At 68.0% G+C, this 20,754-nt stretch carries 18 protein-coding genes and 1 tRNA gene; 12 read left to right on the top strand and 7 right to left on the bottom strand.

Annotation, left to right across the window (positions count from 1 at the left end):
- Positions 1-22: 22 nt before the first annotated feature.
- The 7 genes from K6V06_RS11455 to K6V06_RS11485 form a co-directional block, all read right to left on the bottom strand.
- On the bottom strand, positions 23-2,353 hold the full coding sequence (locus tag K6V06_RS11455; protein ID WP_222243455.1) for a filamentous hemagglutinin N-terminal domain-containing protein: 2,331 nt from the start codon (positions 2,351-2,353) through the stop codon (positions 23-25).
- Between the two features lie 134 nt (positions 2,354-2,487).
- The gene (locus tag K6V06_RS11460; RefSeq protein ID WP_222243457.1) at positions 2,488-4,386 is read right to left on the bottom strand and encodes a potassium transporter Kup; all 1,899 of its coding nucleotides are present in this window, start codon (positions 4,384-4,386) and stop codon (positions 2,488-2,490) included.
- Between the two features lie 313 nt (positions 4,387-4,699).
- Complete coding sequence (locus tag K6V06_RS11465) at positions 4,700-5,416, bottom strand: ABC transporter ATP-binding protein (protein WP_222243459.1); 717 nt, start codon at positions 5,414-5,416, stop codon at positions 4,700-4,702.
- Positions 5,413-6,330 (bottom strand): ABC transporter ATP-binding protein, encoded by a 918-nt coding sequence (locus K6V06_RS11470; RefSeq protein ID WP_255581764.1) that lies wholly within the window; start codon positions 6,328-6,330, stop codon positions 5,413-5,415. Before K6V06_RS11470 ends, K6V06_RS11465 begins: the two co-directional genes overlap by 4 nt.
- On the bottom strand, positions 6,327-7,376 hold the full coding sequence (locus tag K6V06_RS11475; RefSeq protein ID WP_222243461.1) for a branched-chain amino acid ABC transporter permease: 1,050 nt from the start codon (positions 7,374-7,376) through the stop codon (positions 6,327-6,329). The genes K6V06_RS11470 and K6V06_RS11475 overlap by 4 nt, the downstream gene beginning before the upstream one ends.
- Positions 7,377-7,455: 79 nt before the next feature.
- Positions 7,456-8,322 carry a branched-chain amino acid ABC transporter permease gene (locus K6V06_RS11480; protein WP_222243463.1) on the bottom strand — a complete coding sequence of 289 codons (867 nt, stop codon included), beginning with the start codon at positions 8,320-8,322 and terminating at the stop codon, positions 7,456-7,458.
- Positions 8,323-8,394: 72 nt separating this feature from the next.
- Complete coding sequence (locus K6V06_RS11485; protein WP_222243549.1) at positions 8,395-9,645, bottom strand: ABC transporter substrate-binding protein; 1,251 nt, start codon at positions 9,643-9,645, stop codon at positions 8,395-8,397.
- A 416-nt stretch (positions 9,646-10,061) separates the two neighbouring features.
- On the opposite strand from K6V06_RS11485, the gene K6V06_RS11490 reads away from it, so the two are divergent.
- The 12 genes from K6V06_RS11490 to K6V06_RS11545 all read left to right on the top strand — a co-directional run bounded on the left by K6V06_RS11490 (position 10,062) and on the right by K6V06_RS11545 (position 20,517).
- The gene (locus K6V06_RS11490) at positions 10,062-11,012 is read left to right on the top strand and encodes a helix-turn-helix transcriptional regulator (RefSeq protein ID WP_222243474.1); all 951 of its coding nucleotides are present in this window, start codon (positions 10,062-10,064) and stop codon (positions 11,010-11,012) included.
- A 320-nt stretch (positions 11,013-11,332) separates the two neighbouring features.
- The gene (locus tag K6V06_RS11495; protein WP_222243476.1) at positions 11,333-11,722 is read left to right on the top strand and encodes an MbcA/ParS/Xre antitoxin family protein; all 390 of its coding nucleotides are present in this window, start codon (positions 11,333-11,335) and stop codon (positions 11,720-11,722) included.
- Entirely contained in the window at positions 11,682-12,443 is a 762-nt protein-coding gene (locus K6V06_RS11500; protein WP_222243478.1) for an RES family NAD+ phosphorylase, read from the top strand. Before K6V06_RS11495 ends, K6V06_RS11500 begins: the two co-directional genes overlap by 41 nt.
- A 77-nt stretch (positions 12,444-12,520) precedes the next feature.
- Positions 12,521-12,597, top strand: a tRNA-Met gene (locus K6V06_RS11505).
- 218 nt (positions 12,598-12,815) lie between these two features.
- On the top strand, positions 12,816-13,400 hold the full coding sequence (locus K6V06_RS11510) for an NUDIX hydrolase (RefSeq protein ID WP_222243480.1): 585 nt from the start codon (positions 12,816-12,818) through the stop codon (positions 13,398-13,400).
- A gap of 62 nt (positions 13,401-13,462) precedes the next feature.
- On the top strand, positions 13,463-14,215 hold the full coding sequence (gene aat, locus K6V06_RS11515) for a leucyl/phenylalanyl-tRNA--protein transferase (protein ID WP_222243482.1): 753 nt from the start codon (positions 13,463-13,465) through the stop codon (positions 14,213-14,215).
- Between the two features lie 75 nt (positions 14,216-14,290).
- Positions 14,291-15,049, top strand: coding sequence for an arginyltransferase (locus K6V06_RS11520; RefSeq protein WP_222243484.1), 759 nt, complete (start codon positions 14,291-14,293; stop codon positions 15,047-15,049).
- 130 nt (positions 15,050-15,179) lie between these two features.
- The gene (locus K6V06_RS11525; protein WP_222243486.1) at positions 15,180-16,214 is read left to right on the top strand and encodes a quinone-dependent dihydroorotate dehydrogenase; all 1,035 of its coding nucleotides are present in this window, start codon (positions 15,180-15,182) and stop codon (positions 16,212-16,214) included.
- Positions 16,215-16,279: 65 nt separating this feature from the next.
- Complete coding sequence (locus K6V06_RS11530) at positions 16,280-17,347, top strand: aldo/keto reductase (protein WP_222243488.1); 1,068 nt, start codon at positions 16,280-16,282, stop codon at positions 17,345-17,347.
- Between the two features lie 280 nt (positions 17,348-17,627).
- Entirely contained in the window at positions 17,628-18,599 is a 972-nt protein-coding gene (locus K6V06_RS11535) for an ABC transporter substrate-binding protein (protein ID WP_222243490.1), read from the top strand.
- 228 nt (positions 18,600-18,827) lie between these two features.
- Entirely contained in the window at positions 18,828-19,721 is an 894-nt protein-coding gene (locus K6V06_RS11540) for an ABC transporter permease (RefSeq protein ID WP_222243492.1), read from the top strand.
- 1 nt (position 19,722) lies between these two features.
- Positions 19,723-20,517, top strand: a complete 795-nt coding sequence (locus K6V06_RS11545; protein WP_222243494.1) for an ABC transporter ATP-binding protein — start codon at positions 19,723-19,725, stop codon at positions 20,515-20,517.
- The last annotated feature ends 237 nt before the right edge of the window (positions 20,518-20,754 follow it).

A 20,754-nucleotide genomic window follows, 5' to 3' on the forward strand; every position in this document is an offset into this window, starting at 1 on the left:
CGCGATGACTGGCGGGACTGCCTCATGGCCGGCTTCCGCCAGCATCCTCCGCTGCACGGCCAGCACGCCCGGGGCCGATACGCAATTGCACGCCCTCGCCCGCCAGCAGTTGCCCATCGTCGTTGTTCAGCGCCGCCGTGCGCAGCTGCAGCACCTTGCCCGCGTGCAAGCGCCCCCCGGCATTGTCGATGGCAACCGTGGCCCCCGCGGTGGCGTCGCCGCCGACGTCCATCCCGCCGTGCCGATTGGACAGCGTTCCCACGTCGATGAAGGCGTTCCCCGCCGCGGTCATGGCGCCGTCGTCGTTGGCAACCCTGCCCGCCTTGAGCTCCAGGTCTCGCCCCGACAGCAGGATGCCCTTGCCGTTGCCGATCACCGTGGCATGCAGCCGCACGTCGCCGCCGGCGGCAAGCCGGCCCCCGTCGTTGTTCAGCAGCGGCTCCCCGCGGGTTTCCGCGTGGACGGATTCGACCGCTTCGATCTGGCCCGCGCGGTTGTCCACCAGCCCGCCGAAGACGGCAAGGGACCTCGCATGCAGCTTGCCGCCGCGGTTGTCGAGGGAGATGCCGGCGGGTTCGAGCAGCACGTCCTCGCCCCGGATCCGTCCGCCCCGGTTGTCAATGGCGCCGCCGTGCATCCACAGCGGCCCGCCAGCTTCGACCGTGCCCTCGTCGTTGTCGACCGTGCCGTGCAGCGCGACCGATCCGCGCGGCACGGCTACGCGGCCGCCGCGGTTGCGCAGCCTCGGCGCCCAGGAGTCGAGGCCCGCGCCGGCCAGCAGCGAGCCGCCGCGGTTGTCGATCTCGCTGGCCGACTGCAGGGTCAGCGCCGCCGTCGATTCGATCCTGCCGCCGCCATTCAAGAGCCGCTGCCCCCGGATCGTTGCATCGCCAGCGCGCGAGACGATCGAACCCCGGTCGTTATCGAGAGCGTGGCCGGCGGCGATGGCGACCGTGCCACCTTCGATCCGTCCCTGCGCGTTGTTCACCTGCGTGGCCGCGCGCAGCGTCGCCACGCCGCCCGCCCGGATCGATCCCCCCGCCAGGTCCAGCGTCGTGCCGCTCAGTTCGACATCGCCACTGGCGTCGATGGTGCCGCTGGACTGCAGTTGCTGCGCGGCCCGGAGAACTGCCCGTCGGGGCGGCAACGGCGGACCTGCCTCGGCGTCCGCCGGCATGCCGGCGGCCAGCGTTCCCCGGTTCGCGATCTGCGCGCCGTCGATCAACAGCGTGCCGCCCGCTGTCACGTTGCCGCTATTGCGCACGGCGCCTTCCCGGCAGTGCGCAGCCAGCTCGATAGCGTCCCGCGCCTGTAGCCTTCCGTCATTGGTCACGTCCGCCGCGTCGAGGTGGATGGCCCCCGCCGAACGCAGCTCGGCCGCAGCGCCAATTTCCACCTTGCCCTGGCTGTCGACATCGAGATCGCCTGCCGCCGCGAAGGCGCGCCCGGCCAGCCGGATGCCGCTGCCGCGCTCCGTCGCAGCCAGCCGCAGACCCTGCGCCTGCACCACGGCGGCAGGGCCGAGCGCGATACCGGTGGCCGGCGCATCGCCTTCACCAAGCTGGGGGGTCGCGGACGGATCGCCGGCAGGCGCGAGCGGCCCGGGATAGGCGATGGTATTGGCGCCGGCCACCGCATGTATCCGGCCGCCCTGTATCCGTCCCTGGACGTCGATGGCGCGGGCGAGCAGATCGACGCGCGCCTCGGTCGCCTCCAGTCCCGCTGCGCCGATCTCGATCGTGCCGCGCCGTACGTCGAAGCCATTGGGGTTGCCGTCCCCGTCGAACAGTGGCGTGCCGGTCGCCAGCACGAAGCGGCCCGAGTGCAGCGCGCCGCAACCGGAGCAGACGATCCCGGCAGGATTGGCGACGACCACGGCGGCGGGATATCCGGCCACTTCGTGCATGCCTTGCAAGCGGGAGGCCGCGCCGCCAATGACCTGCTGCACGATGATCCCGGCATGGCGGTTGCCGAGCATCGGGTTGCCGGCCACACGTCCGGCCAGCACCGTGCCGGTTCCCATGCCGCTGTTGACGAGTACGACGCCCGCGGGGCCGATATCGTAGGTCGTGAACCGGTTGATGCTGGTACCGCCGTCCCGCGAGGGCGGCACGATATGCACGATGGCCGTGCCTCCCGGGGGCGCGGCAACGAAGGGATGCGGCCCCGGCGCACGGTGATCGACCTGGATGGCTGGCTGTGCGGCAGCGCTTGCGGTGAACGACAGCACCGCACAGGCCAGCCAGCGACATGGCGCTCGGGTGCGCGCCGCCTTGCGCGGGACCGCGCCGACGGGATCCGGCTGATGGGATGCCGTTGGCAACGACGTCCGTGAAGGGCAAAGATCGGTCATGGCGGCTCCCGCGAAGGACAGCGATGGAAAGAGTTCCACCAGCCTACGCAGGGCCACCGGCTCGCGACATCAGAGCATTCCGAAATTCCCCTGCAGGGGTCGGCAAGGGCGCCCCGCGCAGGGCGCCCTTGCGCTCAGATCTCGACCTTGGTGCCCAGCTCCACCACCCGGTTTGCCGGGATCTGGAAGAAGTCGGACGGCTTGGCACCGTTCTGATGCATCCACGCAAACAGCGCTTCGCGCCAGATCGGCATACCGGGAATCCGCGACGGGATCACCGATTCGCGCGCGATGAAGAACGAGGTCTCCATCAGCTCGAACACCATGTCGAGCTTGCGGCGCGACAGGTCCAGCACCTTGTGGACGTCCGGCGTCTCCTTGAAGCCGTACTCCGACTTCAGGATGAAGACGCCATCGCCGAGGCTCTTGCAGCTGAGACGACGATCGTCGTCGACATACGGAATGTCGCGGGTGACGAAATTGAGGAAGACGACCCGTTCGTGCAGCACCCGGTTGTGCTTCAGGTTGTGGAGCAGCGACACCGGCACGAATTCGGTATTGCCGGTCAGGAACACCGCCGTGCCTTCCACACGGTGCGGTGGATGGGCGAGCAGGCCGGCCATGAACGGTTCGAGCGGAATGCCCTCCTCCAGGCTGCGCGCGCGCAGCAGCTTGCGCCCGCCATACCATGTCATCAGCAGGAAGAACGCGACGCTGCCCAGCAGCAGCGGGAACCAGCCCCCTTCCGCCACCTTCAGCAGGTTGGCCGAGAAGAAGGACAGGTCGATCACCAGGAACGCGGCGCCGGCGATGCCCACCAGCAGCGGCGGCCAGCGCCACAGGAAGCGCATCACCACGATGGCGAGCAGCGTCGTGATCACCATGGTGGTGGTCACGGCGATGCCGTAAGCGGCTGCCAGGTTCTCCGACTTGCGGAAGGCAAGCACCACCATGATGACCATGGCGAGCAGCGCCCAGTTGATCACCGGCAGGTAGATCTGCCCGATCTCGGCTTCCGAGGTGTAGCGGATGCGCATGCGCGGCAGGAAGCCCAGCTGGATCGCCTGGCTCGTCAACGAGAACGCACCCGAGATCACCGCCTGCGAGGCGATCACCGCCGCGCAGGTGGCCAGCACCACCATCGGAATCAGCAGCGGCTCGGGCACCATCAGATAGAACGGGTTACGCGCCGCGTCCGGGTTGCCAAGCAGGGAGGCGCCCTGGCCGAAGTAGTTCAGCATCAGGCAGGGCATCACGATGGCGAACCAGGACACGCGGATCGGCCTGGGGCCGAAGTGCCCCATGTCGATGTACAGCGCCTCGGCGCCCGTCAGCACCAGGAAGACCGCGCCCAGCACGATGAAGGCCTGCAGCGAATGCTCGACCAGAAAGCGCACGCCATACAGCGGATTGACCGCCGCGAGGATCGCCGGCGATTGCACCAGGTGATAGATGCCCAGTGCCCCCAGTGAGATGAACCACAGCAGCATGATCGGGCCGAACAGCTTGCCCATGCTCGAGGTGCCGCGCCGCTGCAGCAGGAACAGCACCAGCAGGATGGCCAGGGACATCGGTATCACATAGTGCGACAGCGCGGGGGTCGCGATCTCGATCCCCTCGACCGCGGACAGTACCGAAATGGCCGGCGTGATCACCGCATCGCCGTAGAACATGCAGGCGCCGAAGATGCCCAGCATCATCAGCACCTTCGCCCGTCGGGAACGCGGCGAGGCCGTACGCAGCGCCAGTGCCATCAGGGCCAGCACGCCGCCTTCGCCGTCGTTGTCGGCTCGCATCACGAAGACGACGTACTTGATCGACACGACCAGGATCATCGCCCAGAACAGCAGCGAGATCACGCCGGTCACCGCTTCCGGGCTGAAGGGAATGCCGTGCTCGGCGCTGAAGCACTCCTTGAGTGCGTACAGTGGACTGGTGCCGATGTCGCCAAAGACGACACCAATCGCCGACAGCACCAGTGCCCGTGTGCCCGGCGTCTCGACGAAGTAGTGACTCGTGGTGGGTTGGGTCATGAAATGGATCAGGAGGTTCGCTCTGCACTCCCCGGCCGCGTCCTGGCGCAAGGATATTGCAACGCACAATCGGGCGCATTCTAGAGGAACTCGGGAAGATACGTCAGCCCGCGTTGCCCGGCCACCCATTTGCACGGGTCGGAACCCCGGGATGGATGCGCCGCAACGGGAAAGGATGCGAGGGATACGACTCCCGGTCAAGCGCGTGCCCGCAGGCGACGGCAGGGCCGCACCAGACCGGTGCAAGGACGGCCGTATCCTCGCGGGGCCTGGGTGGCAAACGACCCGCCGGCGATTCCGCGCCGTCGCCCGCTCAGACCCCCAGCAGGCGCTGCAAGGTTGCCAGATCGCTGGCGAAGCCGGCGGCAGGGCCAGCGGCCGCGACGCACCCCTTCTCCAGCACCACCAGCCGGTCGGCATGCGCGACCACCTGGCGGTAGTTGCGATCCACCACCACCGATGCGATGCCCGTGCCGCGGATGGTCCGGATGACTTGCCAGATCTCGTGGACGATCCTGGGCGCCAGGCCCTCGGTCGCCTCATCCAGGATCAGGCAGTCCGGGTTGGTCATCAAGGCCCGTCCAATCGACAGCATCTGCTGCTCGCCGCCGGAAAGCTGCTGCCCCCCGTGGGAGAGCCGCTCCTTCAGGCGGGGGAACAGATCCAGTACGCGCGCCTCGTCCCAGTCCGCCCGCCCCTGGCGGCCCTGGCGCGCGGCCATGACCAGGTTCTCGCGTACCGACAGGTTGGGGAAGATGCCGCGTCCCTCGGGCACGTAGGCAATGCCGAGCCGCGCCACCTCGAACGGCCGCGCCCGTGACACGTCTCGCCCAGCGACCCGGATGGTGCCTTGCCGTTGCGTGACGTGACCGAGCAGGGTCCGCAGCAGCGTGCTCTTGCCCATGCCGTTGCGGCCGAGCAAACCCACCGTTTCGCCGACGCCGACGTGGAAGTCCACATCGCGCAGCACATGGCTGGTGCCGTACCAGGCGTGCAGGGCGGTGGCCTCGATCAATGCCGGTGTGCTCATGCCGCGCGCTCCGCCCTGCCCGCCCCTGGCGCCGCCTGCACGCGCTCCGGCTGCTGCAGGGGCACGCCGGCATCGTCCTCCTCGCCGAGATAGGCCATCTGTACTTCGCGGTTGGCGCGGATTGACGACGGCGTATCGGAGGCGATGACCGCCCCGTTGACCATCACGGTAATGCGGTCGGCCACGGCGAAAACGGCGTCCATGTCGTGCTCCACCAGCAGGATGGCATGGCCTTCCTTCAGCTCGCGCAGCAGCGCCAGCATCCGCGCCGACTCGTCCTGCCCCATTCCGGCCAGCGGTTCGTCCAGCAGCAGCACCACGGGCTGGGTCGCCAGGCACATGGCAACTTCCAGCTGGCGCTTCTGCCCGTGCGATAGCGCCATCGCAGGCAGGTGCGCGCTGTCGGCGAGGCCGGCCCGCTCCATCGCCTCGTCCCCGAGTGCGCGCGCGGTACGGCAGCCGGTCGCGCTCTCCCACAGCCGCCAGGCGCGCTGCGCCCGCGACTGCGCGGCCAGCCGGCAGTTCTCGCGCACCGTCAGCGGACCGAAGACGTTGTTGCGCTGGTAGCTGCGGCCCACTCCGGCTCGTGCCAGCCGCGGCTGCGGCCAGCCTGTCACGTCCTCGCCATGCAGGCGGATCTGGCCGCCGCTTGGCGCCAGTTCGCCGGACAGCAGATTGATCAGGGTCGACTTGCCGGCGCCATTGGTGCCGATCACTGCATGGATCTCATGCAGCGCCAGGGCAAGATCGACATCCGCCACCGCCGCCAGCCCGCCGAAGCGCCGGCTCAGGCCGCTGGCCAGCAGCACCGGATCGCCCGCGGGCGCACCGGCGCCCCGGCCGCCCTGCGGTGCACCGTCGCCAGCGGCCTGGCGCGACGGCGCCGCGCCGCGTCGTTGCTCGTCCATCGTCATGTCGGCTCTCCGGGGCGAACGCGCCCGTTCTCACGCGTCTTGCGCCATGCGGCACGGCCCGGACGCAGCAGCGCGCCAAGGCCAACCAGCCCCTGCGGCAGCAGCGCCACGGCGGCAATGATGAATAGTCCCATCGCCAGCTGCCAGTGCTCGGTCAGCGTACTGAACCACTCGGCGAGCAAGACGAAGGCGAATGCCCCGATCACCGCCCCGGCCAGACTGCCGATACCGCCCAGGATCACCATCAGCATCGCATTGCCCGACTGATGCCACGACGCGATTTCCGGATTGACGAAGCCGAACTGGATCGCATACAGATAGCCGGCAAGACCGGCGAGCGCCCCGCCCAGCACGAACGCCCCCAGCTGGTACCGTCCGGTCGCATAGCCGGCCGCTCGCATCCGCTGTTCGTTGCAGCGAATGCCCACCAGCGCATGGCCGAAGCGCGAGCGCAGTACCATCGCCAGCAGCGCCACGGTCAGGGCCATCGCGGCCAGCACGAACCAGTAGAACCGCACCGGATCGTCGATACCCAGCGGACTGCCGTTGAACAGCGCGAACTCGGGACGGAAATAGATGTAGGTGCCGTCGCTGCCGCCGGCAATGCCGGTATCGTGGAAGACGAAGTACACCATCTGCGCGAAGGCCAGCGTCACCATGATGAAGTAGATGCCGCGCGTGCGCAGCACCAGCATGCCCACCAGCAGCGCCAGCAACGCGGCCGCCCCCATCGCCGCCACCAGCAGCCACCAGCCGTTGCCCGGCTCGCTCTGCGGCGCGAGCATCGCGGTGGTGTAGGCGGCCATGGCGAAGTAAGCCGCATGACCGAGACTGATCAGTCCGGTATAGCCGATCAGCAATTGCAGCGACAAGGCAAAGATCGCCATGATCATCACCTTGCTCAGCAGCTCGATATAGAACGCCTGTCCCTCGCCGGCCGGCACCAGTGGAAACAGCGCAAGCGCGCCGAGGGCGAGCGCCCAGCCGATTGCGGCGGGCGATATCCTCGGCCGCGTGGCGACGGTCAGGGGGAGCGTGGATTCCATCGATGGTTACGAGTGAGGTTGGGTCCAGTGCTAGCGCGCGGATAGCGGCGAAAACAGGGCCGGTGCGGCAAGGCGGCGGCTATCCCGCCCGGAACAGGCCCTGCGGCTTCCACAGCAGGACGATCGCCATCAGCAGGTAGATCAGCACGCCCGCCGCTTCCTGCCAGAACACCTTGCCGAAGGTATCGACAAAGCCCAGCAACAGCGCCGCGACCATGGCGCCCTTGACCGAGCCGATGCCGCCGATCACCACCACGACGAAGGAGACGATCAGCACCTGGCCGCCCATGTTCGGATACACCGACGACACCGGCGCGGCGATCATGCCCGCGAGCACCGCCAGCGCCACGCCGAGCGCGAACACGATGCGGTACAGATGCACGACGTGGATGCCGAGCGACTGCACCATCTCCCGGTTGGTCGCGCCCGCGCGGATCATCATGCCCAGGCGGGTCCGCCGGATCATCACGTACATGCCCAGGGCGACCAGCAGGCAGACCGCGGAGATGAAGAGCCGGTACACCGGATACGTCATGCCGTTGCCGATCGGCACCGCGCCATCCAGCAGCGCGGGGACCGTGACGCCATGCACGTCGTCACCGACCAGGAGGCTGCGCAGTTCCTCGAAGACCAGGATCAGCCCATAGGTCATCAGCACCTGCTGCAGATGGTCGCGGGTGTACAGATAGCTGAAGAACAGCCATTCCAGCAGATAGCCGAACACCACCGCCAGCAGCACGCCGAGTGGCAGCGCCAGCAGCAGGTTGCCGGTCAGGCCCGCCAGCGTGAACGCCAGGTAGGCGCCCAGCATGTAGAAGCTGCCGTGGGCGAGATTGATCACGCCCATGATGCCGAAGATCAGCGTCAGGCCGCTGGCGACCAGGAACAGCAGCAAGCCGTACTGCACGCTGTTCAGGCACTGGATCAGGAAGGAAACGAAGTCCATGCAAGGAGGGCTGGGTGAAGGTGCTGGCCGGCAGGCGGCGCGGGTGCGCGGCCTGCCGTTGCGGCGCGCGCGTCAGAGACGGCAACCTCGGGCCGGATCGGCCAGCGCCTTGGCGGCGATACCGACCGAGCGGTTCTCGGTGCCCTCCACCTTGCGCAGATAGAAATCCTGCACCGGGTTGTGCGCCCGCGACAGCGTGAAGGCACCGCGTGGGCTGTCGATCCGGGCCGCACCGATCGCCTTGTAGACATCGTTCTTGCGCGACATGTCGCCATTGACGGCCTTGACCCCGGCGGCCAGCATCTGCGCCGCGTCGTAGCCCTGCACGGCGTAGACATCGGGCTGCAGCTTGTAGGCCTTGGCATAGGCCGCGCGGAAGCTCTGGTCGCGCGGATTGGTCAGCCCGTCGGCGTAGTGCAGCGTGGTCTCCAGCCCCTGCGCGGCCGCGCCCTGCGCCTGCAGCGTGCCGTCGGTCAGGAAGCCCGATGCATAGAGCGGAATCTTGTCCTTCAGCCCGGCCGCGGCCCAGTCCTTGACGAACTTCACCGCGCCGCCGCCAGCGAAGAACACGAACACCGCATCCGGCTTCAGCGAGGCGATCTCGGTGATCAGCGCCTGGAATTCGACGTTGGGAAACGGCAGCGTGAGCTCGCGCATTACCTTGCCGCCGCGCTTCTCGAACGCCTCCTTGAAGCCGCGCACGGATTGCTCGCCGGCAGCGTACTTCCAGGTCAGCGTCACCACCCGCTTCATGCCGCGGTTGGCCACCACCTCGCCCATCGCATAGCCGGGCTGCCAGTTGGAGAACGACGAACGGAAGACGTTGGGCCCGCACAGCGGACCGGTCGCCTCGTCGGCCCCGGCGTTGGGGATGATCAGCAGCGTATTGTTTTCCTTGGCCACCTTGACGATCGCCATCTGCACGCCGGAATGCACGGTGCCGACCACCACATCGACCTGGTCGCGCTTGATCAGCTTGTTCGCGTTCTCCGGCGCCTTGGCCGGATCGGACTCGTCATCGACCTTGTGAAACTCGACGTCCTTGCCGCCCAGCTTGCCACCCTGCTCCTGCACATAGAGCCGGAAGCCATTCTCGATCGCATTGCCCAGCGCCGCATAGGTCCCGCTATACGGCAGCATGAAGCCGACCTTGATCGGCGCCGACGCCGCCGACGCCGCCGGCGCCGCCGGCTTGCCGCCGCTCTGCGCGTGCGCGGGCGTGCTCAGGGCCAGCGAGATCGCCAACGTGGCGGCAGCGGCAGCAGTGGCCGTGGCGGCGATGGCGAACGACAACGCACGATGGCGCCGGGCGTCTGCCGCCATGGCGGCCCCGCGGCAGCGAGTCGTGAAGCGATGCATCGATGTCTCCTTGTCTGTGTCCTGGCGAGGATGGGTCCTCGCTATAGGGGTTACCGCTTCGCTGGCGGCGAGTTGACCGACGTCTGCTGCTTGGGGCGCACCCAGGGTCTTGTGCCCGGCTTGCGCCCTGCTGGTTGGCCTGGCGAGTGTAAGTAGCCGATCCCGGCGCGCCAATCGCGGCTTACCCTCCCCCTCGGGGAGCAGCGCTTGTGGATTCCAATGCACGGTGAGAACGCGCCGCAGATGCACTTTATTTCAGCGACAGGAAACTGCAACCCCGGGAATGCACTATATGGCAGCGCCAGCGCTTATAATGCGGCCTGCACCGCGTATTCCCGCGCGGATGCCCCCCTCTCACGGATCCATTTCCCCTCGCCACCATGCGCCGTCTTATCGAATCTGCCGCGCTCCCTGCCGAAGCGGAAGGCCGCCCCGGAGAGCGCGACCCGTTCCTGACGCAGCTCGGCGAACGGATCCGCCTGTTGCGCGCCGCCCGCGGCATGTCGCGCAAGGATCTGGCGCGCGGCGCGGGGGTGTCCGAACGGTATCTGGCCAATCTCGAAACGGGGACGGGCAACGCCTCGGTGCTGTTGCTGCGCCAGGTGGCGGCCGCCCTCGACGTCCCGCTGCCGGTGGTACTGGCCGAAGCCGACCAGCGCGTGGCGGGCAGCACCGGCCGCTCCGCCGACTTCGCCCAGTTGCTGCAATGGCTGGCGCAATTGCCGCCGGCGGATCTCGCCAAGGTCCGCGAAGCCTGCCAGCAGGCACTGGCGCCTGCCGCGCCGCTCGACAGCCGGCACGGCCGCATCGCGCTGATCGGTCTGCGCGGGGCGGGCAAGTCGACGCTTGGGCGGGCCCTGGCCGAGGAGCAGGGCGTGCCCTTCGTCGAACTGAACACCGCGATCGAGCGCGAGGCGGGGGCCACCCTGTCGGAGATTCACTCGCTGTACGGACAGGCCGCCTACCGCCGCTATGAACTGCGGGCGCTCGAACGGGTGCTGCGGGAACACGACCGGCTGGTTCTTGCCACACCGGGTAGCCTGGTGTCCGAGCCGGCCACTTTCAACCTTCTGCTGGCCCACTGCTACACGGTGTGGGTCAGGACCACGCCCGAGGAACACATGGCACGGGTGGTGGCCCAGGGCGACATGCGCCCGATGCAGGGCAACAGCGAGGCAATGTCGGACCTGCGCCGCATCCTGCAGGCGCGTTCGCCGCTGTACGCGCGCGCCGATGCGGTGATCGATACCAGTGGGCAATCGATCGACAGCTCGTTGCAGGAATTGCGGGAGCGGCTCGCCGGGGCCACGGGTTACGCAGTGAGAGGCTGACCCTCGCTCGCTCTATTGGGCGCCCGTTGCCTTCTCCCCCCGATCCCTCTCCCGCTGTGCATCCCGGAAGCGGGCGAGGGCAGCAACCCGGCAGCACTTCGTCATGCGGTGGTGTGCTCCCTTCCCCGCCCGCGGAAGCGGCGCCCGGGACAGAGGCAAGCCGCGCCGAACCCCGCACCCCCGCCGCGCTCCAACCAACAGCGCCGGACGCACGCGGGGAAAAGACCGGACTGTACGCCCCACCCCGTCCAGTGATGATTTCTTACTTCCCTTGCGAAACAAGCGGCCTATAATGTTTCAGAGGAAACTGGAGCAAGGTGATGCAGAGCAAGTCTCTTCGACAACAGCTGCCGGCGGGCGCACCTGACGCCGGTACCACGCTGACCAAGGCCGTCATGCGCGCGGCCGGCTTCTTGGGCATCAGCCAGGCTGTCGTTGCAACCGTGCTGGGAATCAGCACCGCCTCGGTGTCGAGGATGGCGTCGGGCCAGTATGTACTCGACGCGCACCGCAAGGAATGGGAATTCGGCGTGCTGTTCGTGCGCCTGTTTCGCTCGCTGGATGCCATCCTCGGGCACGGCGACCAGGCGCGGCTCTGGCTGGCCAACGACAACCTTGCGCTCGGCGGCAAGCCCCTCGAACTGATTCGCACAACCGAAGGCCTGGTCCGTGTCGTTCACTACCTGGACGCCACCCGAGGTCGCGTCTGAGCGCAAGTCGCTCGCGCTGACGCTCTGGCGGGCGGTGGAGGCCCAGCATGTGGTCTCGACCATGCCTCTGGTCGACAGCCTGGAGGAGCAGGCAGTGCTGGAAGCCGTGCTGGACTCCGGCAAGCCGGCCGTCCCGGACTACGCGAGCCACCTGCACTATCTGCTGTTTACCCCGTTCCGCTATCCGCCATCGCCGTGGGGCTCGCGCTTTCGTTCGGCGCAGGACCCGGGCGTCTTCTATGGGGCAGACGAGGTGCGCACCGCGTGCGCGGAACTGGGCTACTGGCGCTGGCGATTTCTGCAGGACAGCCCGGCCCTTCCGCGCATCGACGCACGCGCCCAGACCTTGTTCCAGGTCGCGATCCGCACCGACAGCGTGGCGCTGACGGAGCCGCCGTTCGACCGCGATGCCGCGCGCTGGCGCGACCCGCAGCACTACGAGGCGTGCCAGTCGTTCGCCCGCGTCGCCCGGGAAGCCGGCATCGGCATGATCCGCTACGCCTCGGTGCGCGATCCCGAAGCCGCCATGTGCTCGGCAGTGCTGACCCCCAAGGCGTTTTCCCGCCCCTCGCCGCTGGTCACCACGACGTGGATGCTCACGGTGCGGCCCGACCGCGTGATCTGGCAACGGGACGATCTGTTGCAGCGCCAGAGTTTCGAGTTCGAGGCGGGACACTGGCAGGGTCGAGACGCCCGGCCCCGCCCCGGAAATGGCGGCTGATCGGGCGCCCGGATGCCTGCTAGCAGTTCCTTGTTGCATTGCAATTAAATTACGCCTATAATTCGATCTTCGACGGACGCGGGGTGGAGCAGTCTGGCAGCTCGTCGGGCTCATAACCCGAAGGTCGCAGGTTCAAATCCTGCCCCCGCAACCAGCACCGTCGACATAGTGAAAACGCCCTTCCGGGGCGTTTTTTGCTTTCTGGCGCCCATTGCGCTTCTGCCTGCGACGGTCTGTCGGACCGTGCCCGTCCCTCCCCTTGCGCCCGGACTGCCCGCAGCGGTTCGATCCCGGTCTCGGCCTGCCCCCGCTTCCCCACGGACGCCACGGATGCCGGTGATAAACTTGCGCCATTCCTCCCGGATCCTTCCCATGAAATTCTGCTCGAACTGCGGCCATGCAGTGGTGTTGCGCATCCCCGAGGGCGACAACCGCCCGCGCCATCTTTGCGACCAGTGCGGCACCATTCACTACGTCAACCCCCGCAACGTCGTGGGGACGATCCCCGTGTGGGAGGACAAGGTGCTGATCTGCAAGCGCGCCATCGAGCCGCGCTATGGCTTCTGGACGCTGCCCGCGGGCTTCATGGAGATCGGGGAGACCACCGCCCAGGGCGCCGCGCGCGAAACGCTGGAGGAAGCCGGCGCACGCGTGCAGATCGGCGAGCTTTACTCGATGCTCAACGTGCCGCATGTGCATCAGGTGCATCTGTTCTATCTGGCAACGCTGCAGGATCTCGAATACGCCCCTGGCGAGGAGAGCCTGGAGGTCAAGCTGGTAGGCGAGGACGACATGCCGTGGGACGAACTGGCCTTCCCCACCGTCATCCATACCTTGCGCTGCTTCTTCGCGGATCGGGCCGCGGGCCGCATCGGCGATGGCAGCTTCCGCGTCCATACGCTCGACATCGACAAGCCGATGCGCCCGCTGCCGGCGCGTGCCACGGTCGCGCCCTGACCGCACTGGCCTGAACCGGCGGCCCCTGGCCAGACCGTTTGCCGCCGCCCTCCGCGCCCCGCATGATCCCCTGGCTTGAACCGCACGACCCCTTCCCGCCGCCCGATGCGGCGCTCGGACACGATTCCGGCGCCCCCGGGTTGCTGGCGGCCAGCCACGACCTTTCCCCGCAACGCCTGCTGCTGGCGTACCGGCAAGGGATCTTCCCCTGGTACGGCCAGGGACAGCCGGTCCTCTGGTGGAGCACCGATCCGCGCATGGTGCTGGTCCCCACTGAACTGCACGTCTCCGCCAACCTGCGCAAGACGCTCAAGCGCGTGGTGCGCGATGCCGCGTGGGAGATCCGCGTCGACGACGATTTCGCCGCGGTGATGCACGCCTGTGCGCAAACCCCGCGCGAAGGACAGGACGGCACCTGGATCACCCCGGAAATCATCGCTGCCTATACCGCCCTGCACCGGCGCGGCCAGGCGCACTCGGTCGAGACGTGGTTCGAGGGCCGGCGGGTGGGAGGCCTGTACGGCGTGGCGCTGGGCGCCATGTTCTTCGGCGAATCGATGTTCGCGCACCGCACCGACGCCTCGAAGATCGCGCTGGCCGCGCTGTGCGGCTTCCTCGCGGCACAAGGGGTGACGATGATAGACTGCCAGCAGGAGACCGATCATCTCGCCTCCCTCGGGGGCCGGCCAATTCCACGTGAAGCGTTCGTTGCCCATGTACGGCAGGCGGTCACGCAAGGTGGGCCGCATCCGTGGCATTTCGACAAAACCGCGCTGGAATGGTGGACGCGGCCCCGGAGCAACGCGCAAGCTTGAGCCTCACGGCTGGCACCATTGCGTGTTCAGGCGGGTGCAGGCAGCAACCGCCATGGCCGACTGGCTGACATCGACATGAGCAAGCTCAAGGAATTGCCCCTCTCCGCGCTGCAGTTCTATGCGACGGCACCGTACGCTTGCAGCTATCTGGAAGGACGCATGGCCCGCTCGCAGGTGGCCACGCCCGCGCACCTGATCAACGCCGACGTCTATTCACGGCTGGTGCGCGCCGGCTTTCGCCGCAGCGGCGTCTTCACCTATCGCCCCTACTGCGACGAATGCCATGCCTGCACGCCGTGCCGGCTGGTGGTGCGCGACTTTCGCCCCGACCGCAGCCAGCGCCGCGCCTGGCAACGCCATGCCGGGCTGCACGCGCTGGTCGCGCCGTTGACCTATGTCGAGGAGCACTACGCGCTGTACCTGCGCTATCAGTCGCTGCGCCACGCCGGCGGCGGCATGGACCAGGACAGCCGCGACCAGTACGAGCAGTTCCTGCTGCAAAGCCGCGTCAACTCGCGCCTGGTCGAGTTCCGCGAACCGCCGGGATCGCCCGATGCCGGACGGCTGCGCATGGTCAGCATGATCGACGTGCTGGACGACGGCCTGTCCTCGGTCTACACCTTCTACGATCCCGAGGTGCCGGGCGCAAGCTATGGCACCTACAACATCCTGTGGCAGATCGCGCAGACGCGCGAGCTGGGGCTGCCTCACCTCTACCTCGGCTACTGGATCGCGGACAGCCGCAAGATGGCCTACAAGGCCCGCTTCCAGCCGCTGCAGGTGCTCGAAGGCAACCAGTGGCGCCCCTTCCGCGCCACCACGGCCGCCGCCTGAACGACGCGGCGGCCGCCGCCATGGCGGGCGCTGCCCGTGCACGCCAGGGACGCGCAGGTCGCCCGTTGCGCGGCAATAGCGCCGTAACCGTTACAATGCGGGCCTTCGTCCGATCCCACCCGCCCCTGCCGTGCTGAACGCGCTCTACCCCCTGCTTCGCCCCGCCTTGTTCTCGATGGATGCCGAGGACGCTCACCACCTGACGCTGCAGAACCTGATGCGGGCGCACCGCGTGGGCGTTGCCAGCTGCATCGGCAACCGCATCGAAGACGACCCGCGGACGGTGATGGGGGTGCGCTTTCCCAATCCGGTCGGCCTCGCCGCGGGGTTGGACAAGGACGGCGCGTATATCGACGGCCTGGCCGCATTCGGCTTCGGCTTCATCGAAGTGGGCACCGTGACGCCGCGCCCGCAGCCGGGTAACCCGCGCCCGCGCATGTTCCGCCTGCCCGAGGCCGGCGCGCTGATCAACCGGATGGGCTTCAACAACGGCGGCGTCGATGCCTTCGTCACCAACGTGCGCGCCTCGGCCTGGAAGGCGAGCGGCGGCGTGCTGGGCCTGAATATTGGCAAGAACGCCGACACGCCGATCGAGCGCGCCGTCGACGACTACCTGTATTGCCTGGAGCGCGTCTATCCGCACGCCAGCTACGTCACCGTCAATATCTCCTCGCCCAACACGAAGAACCTGCGTCAGCTTCAAGGCGCCAGCGAGCTCGACGGCCTGCTGTCGGCGCTGAAGGACGCGCAGCAGCGCCTGGCCGACCAGCACAGGCGCTATGTGCCGCTCGCGCTGAAGATCGCGCCTGACCTCGATCCGGACCAGATCGGCAATATCGGCGATGCCCTGATCCGCCACCGCATCGACGGCGTCATCGCCACCAATACGACGATCTCGCGCGAGGCGGTCCAGGGCCTGCGCCACGCGGCGGAGGCGGGCGGCCTTTCCGGACGTCCGGTGTTCGCTCCCTCCACCGCGGTGGTGAAGGCGCTGCGCGCGGTGGTCGGCGATGCCGTGCCGATCGTCGGCGTGGGCGGGATCGAATCGGGGGCGCAGGCACGGGCCAAGATCGATGCCGGCGCCCAACTGGTGCAGCTCTACACCGGCCTGATCTACCGCGGTCCGGCGCTGGTGCGCGAGTGCGCGGCGGCGCTGCGCCAATAAGCGTCTGTTCCGGGCGATAACCTTGTGCCCGCAATCCCATCCGCATGCAAGCAAAGGAACACCGCATGGAAACCATCCGACTTGGACAGAGCGACCTGACCGTTTCCCGCATCTGCCTCGGCACCATGACCTTCGGCGAGCAGAACACCGAAGCCGAAGGGCATAGCCAGCTGGACTACGCGCTCTCGCGCGGCATCAACTTCATCGATACGGCCGAGATGTACCCGGTCAAGCCGCGCGCCGAAACCTATGGGCAAACCGAGCGCATCGTCGGCAGCTGGCTGCGCCGCCAGCCGCGTGACCGCGTGGTGCTGGCCACCAAGGTGGCCGGGCCGGCGCGGATGCCATGGATCCGCAATGGCGGCGACCTGACGCCCGACAGCATTCGCGCCGCCGTCGAGGACTCGCTCAAGCGGCTGCAGACCGACTACATCGACCTGTACCAGATCCACTGGCCGGCCCGCAACGCGCCCATCTTCGGCCAGAAGCAGTTCGACCCGTCCCGCGAACGCGATTGCACCAGCATCCAGGCGCAGCTCGAAGCGATGGACGGGCTGGTGCGCGCCGGCAAGATCCGCTACGTCGGTGTCTCCAACGAAACGCCGTGGGGCATCGCCGAGTTCGTCAAGCAGGCGGAGCTGCACGGCCTGCCGCGCATCGCCACCGTGCAGAATCCGTACAACCTGCTGAACCGCAGCTTCGAGCAGGGCCTGGACGAAGCGTGCTTCCGCAGCGAGGTCAGCCTGCTGATCTACAGTCCGCTCGCCTTCGGCCAGCTGACCGGGAAGTACCTGCGCGGCGCGCCGGGCGACGATGGCAAGCCGGTGTTCAATCCCGACGCGCAGGGGCGGCTGACGCGCTTCCCGCCGGACTGGAGCCCGCGCTACCTGCGCCCCGAATCGCTGGCAGCCTCGGCCCGCTATGTCGCGCTGGCGCGCGAACTTGGCATGTCGCCCGCCACGCTGGCGCTGGCCTGGTGCTATTCGCGCTGGTTCGCCGCCAGCACCATCGTCGGTGCGACCACGCTGGACCAGTTGCGCGAGAATGTCGATGCGTGGGAGGCGACGCTGCCGGAGGGCGCGCTGGAAGCGATCGAGCGCATTCACGCCGAGATCCACAATCCCGCGCAGTAACGCAGCCGACGAACCGGCCGTCCCGCGCCGCCTCTGCCGGCCCCCTTCATGGGTGGGCGGCTGCACCGAAGCGGGGCCCCGGGCGATCCGAAAATGGTATGCTGACGCGCTTGATGCTGCCCCTGGCGCAGCGGGGAAGACCCTGCTGCAACGCGCCGCGGGCAGCAGACCGACGACCGGCAAGGTCACGCAGCCAGGGACGAGCGGCGTCATGGCGGCCGGCCGGTTGACCGACACATCAGACCTATAAAACGTCCCACTACCGAGGGGTATTGTCACCATGAAGACGCTGAAGACTTCCACCAGGATCTTTCTTGCCGGCGCGCTCGCGGCCGGCCTGCTGCAGGCCGGCGCCGTATCCGCGCAGACCGTCAAGGTACTGTCGATCGTCGAACACCCGGCACTCGACGCCATCCGCGACGGCGTACGCGAGGAACTGAAGTCGGCCGGCTACGACGCCGACAAGAACCTGAAGTGGGAATACCAGAGCGCGCAGGGCAACACCGGCACCGCCGCGCAGATCGCCCGCAAGTTCGTCGGCGACCGTCCGGACGTGATCGTTGCCATCGCCACGCCCTCGGCGCAGGCGGTGGTCGCGGCCACCAAGAGCGTGCCGGTGGTCTATACCGGCGTGACCGACCCGGTTGCCGCCCAGCTGGTCAAGGGCATGGGCGCATCCGGCACCAACGTGACCGGCGTGTCGGACCAGCTGCCGCTGGAAAAGCAGGTGGCGCTGATCAAGCGCGTGGTGCCGAAGGTCAAGACCGTTGGCATGGTCTACAACCCGGGCGAGGCGAACTCGGTCGTGGTGGTCAAGGAAATGAAGTCGCTGCTGGCCAAGGAAGGCCTGTCTCTGCGCGAAGCCGCCGCGCCGCGCACCGTCGACATCGCCTCGGCCGCCAAGAGCCTGGTCGGCAAGGTGGACGTGATCTACACCAGCACCGACAACAACGTGGTGTCGGCCTACGAGGCCCTGGTCAAGGTCGCCAACGAATCGAAGGTGCCGCTGGTCGCCGCCGACACCGACAGCGTCAAGCGCGGCGCCATCGCCGCACTGGGCATCAACTACCTGGACCTGGGTCACCAGACCGGCAAGATCGTCGCGCGCATCCTCAAGGGCGAGAAGCCGGGCACGATTGCCTCGCAGACCAGCGACAAGCTCGAGCTGTTCGTCAACCCGGGCGCGGCCGAGAAGCAGGGTGCGACGCTGTCGCAGGACCTGATCAAGGAAGCCAAGCAGGTCGTCCGCTAAGCCCCGGCCTCGTGTGCCCGGGCCTGCCCCAGGGCACGCGCGGTCCCGGGCCGCCGGCTGCAGCGGTTCGCGCCGGATCGTCCGCGCACGCTGCACACACGCATTGAACAGGATGACGGGCCCTACCCGGCCCGCTCCCGCGTCGCCACCGGCTCACCCGGCCGCACCCGCGCCGCCTTTCCCGCCGTCGCGCATCACCGCCGCGCGGCCCTTGCAACAGGAATCGCCATGTCCCTCTTCTCGCTTCTGGGCGCGCTGGAGATCGGTCTGATCTTCAGCCTTGTCGCGCTCGGGGTGCTGATCTCCTTCCGCATCCTCAATTTTCCCGACCTGACCGTGGACGGCAGCTTTCCGCTGGGCGGCGCCGTTGCCGCCACGCTGATCGCCGCCGGCCAGGACCCCTTCACCGCTACCGCCGTGGCCATTGTGGCCGGCTGCATCGCCGGCTTCATCACCGGCTGGCTCAACGTGCGGCTCAAGATCATGGATCTGCTCGCGTCGATCCTGATGATGATCGCGCTGTATTCGATCAACCTGCGCATCATGGGCCGCCCCAATGTGCCGCTGATCACCGAGCCGACCCTGTTCTCCGTGCTGCAGCCCGAATGGCTGCCCGACTACGTGCTGCGGCCGCTGCTGCTGTTCGCTGTCGTCATCGTCGCCAAGCTGGGACTGGACTGGTTCTTCTCGTCGCAGACCGGTCTGGCGATGCGCGCGACCGGCGCCAATCCGCGCATGGCGCGCTCGCAGGGGATCGCCACCGGCCGAGCCACGCTGGCCGGCATGGCGCTGTCCAACGGGCTGGTGGCGCTGGCCGGCGCGCTGTTCGCGCAGACGCAGGGCGGCTCCGACATCTCGATGGGCATCGGCACCATCGTGATCGGCCTGGCCGCCGTGATCATCGGCGAGACCATCCTGCCGGCGCGCCGGCTGGTGCTGACCACCCTGGCCGTCGTGCTGGGCGCCATCCTGTACCGCTTCTTCATCGCGCTGGCGCTGAACAGCGACTTCATCGGGCTGCAGGCACAGGACCTGAACCTGGTCACCGCCGTGCTGGTGACCATTGCGCTGGTACTGCCCGCCACCCGCAAGAAGCTGTTTGGCCGCAAGATCGGAGGGTGACATGCTGCGTGCACAAGACCTGAAGCTGACGTTCAACCCCGGCACGCCCATCGAAACCCGTGCACTGCGCGGACTGAGCCTGGAAATCCCCAGCGGGCAGTTCGTCGCCGTGATCGGCTCGAACGGCGCCGGCAAGTCCACCTTCCTCAACGCCATCAGTGGCGACCAGATGGTCGATGCGGGCAGCATTACCATCGACGGCAATGACGTCACGCGGCAACCCGCGTGGGACCGCGCGCCCCTGGTCGCGCGTGTGTTCCAGGACCCGATGGCGGGTACCTGCGAAGCGCTGACGATCGAGGAGAACATGGCGCTGGCGATGGCGCGCGGCACCAGGCGCGGCTTCCGCCCGGCGCTGAACCGCGCCTCGCGGGAACTGTTCCGCGACAAGCTGCGCCTGCTGAATCTGGGCCTGGAAAATCGCCTGACCGACCGCATCGGCCTGCTCTCCGGCGGCCAGCGCCAGGCCGTCAGCCTGCTGATGGCCTCGCTGCGGCCGTCGCGCATCCTGCTGCTGGACGAACACACGGCGGCGCTGGATCCCAAGACCGCGGCCTTCGTGCTGGAGCTGACCGCGCGCATCGTCGAGGAGAACAAGCTGACGACGATGATGGTCACCCACAGCATGCGGCAGGCGCTCGACTACGGCGACCGCACGGTGATGCTGCACCAGGGGCAGGTGGTGCTGGATGTGGCCGGCGACGAGCGCAAGGGTCTCGATGTGCCGGACCTGCTGAAGATGTTCGAGCGCAGCCGGCACGAGCAGCTGGACGACGACGCGCTGCTGCTGGGGTAAGGGTCGACCGGGGGCCGCTGCCCTCTCCCCCGGCCCCTCTCCCGTAAGCGAGCGAGCGGAGCAAACCGGCAGGAGATCAAGTACTACGGGTGTGCTCCCCTCTCCCGCCCTGCGGGAGAGGGGCCGGGGGAGAGCAACCGTCTTGCCGGTCAAGCGGAAAGAGCAGGATTCCAGGGGCAACGGTGCTTGGCCATGGCGTTGAGCATGCCAAGGACTTTTCGCATGGCTGCCACCAAC

It is taken from the genome of Cupriavidus sp. AU9028, from assembly GCF_019795295.1.
GTDB lineage: Bacteria > Pseudomonadota > Gammaproteobacteria > Burkholderiales > Burkholderiaceae > Cupriavidus.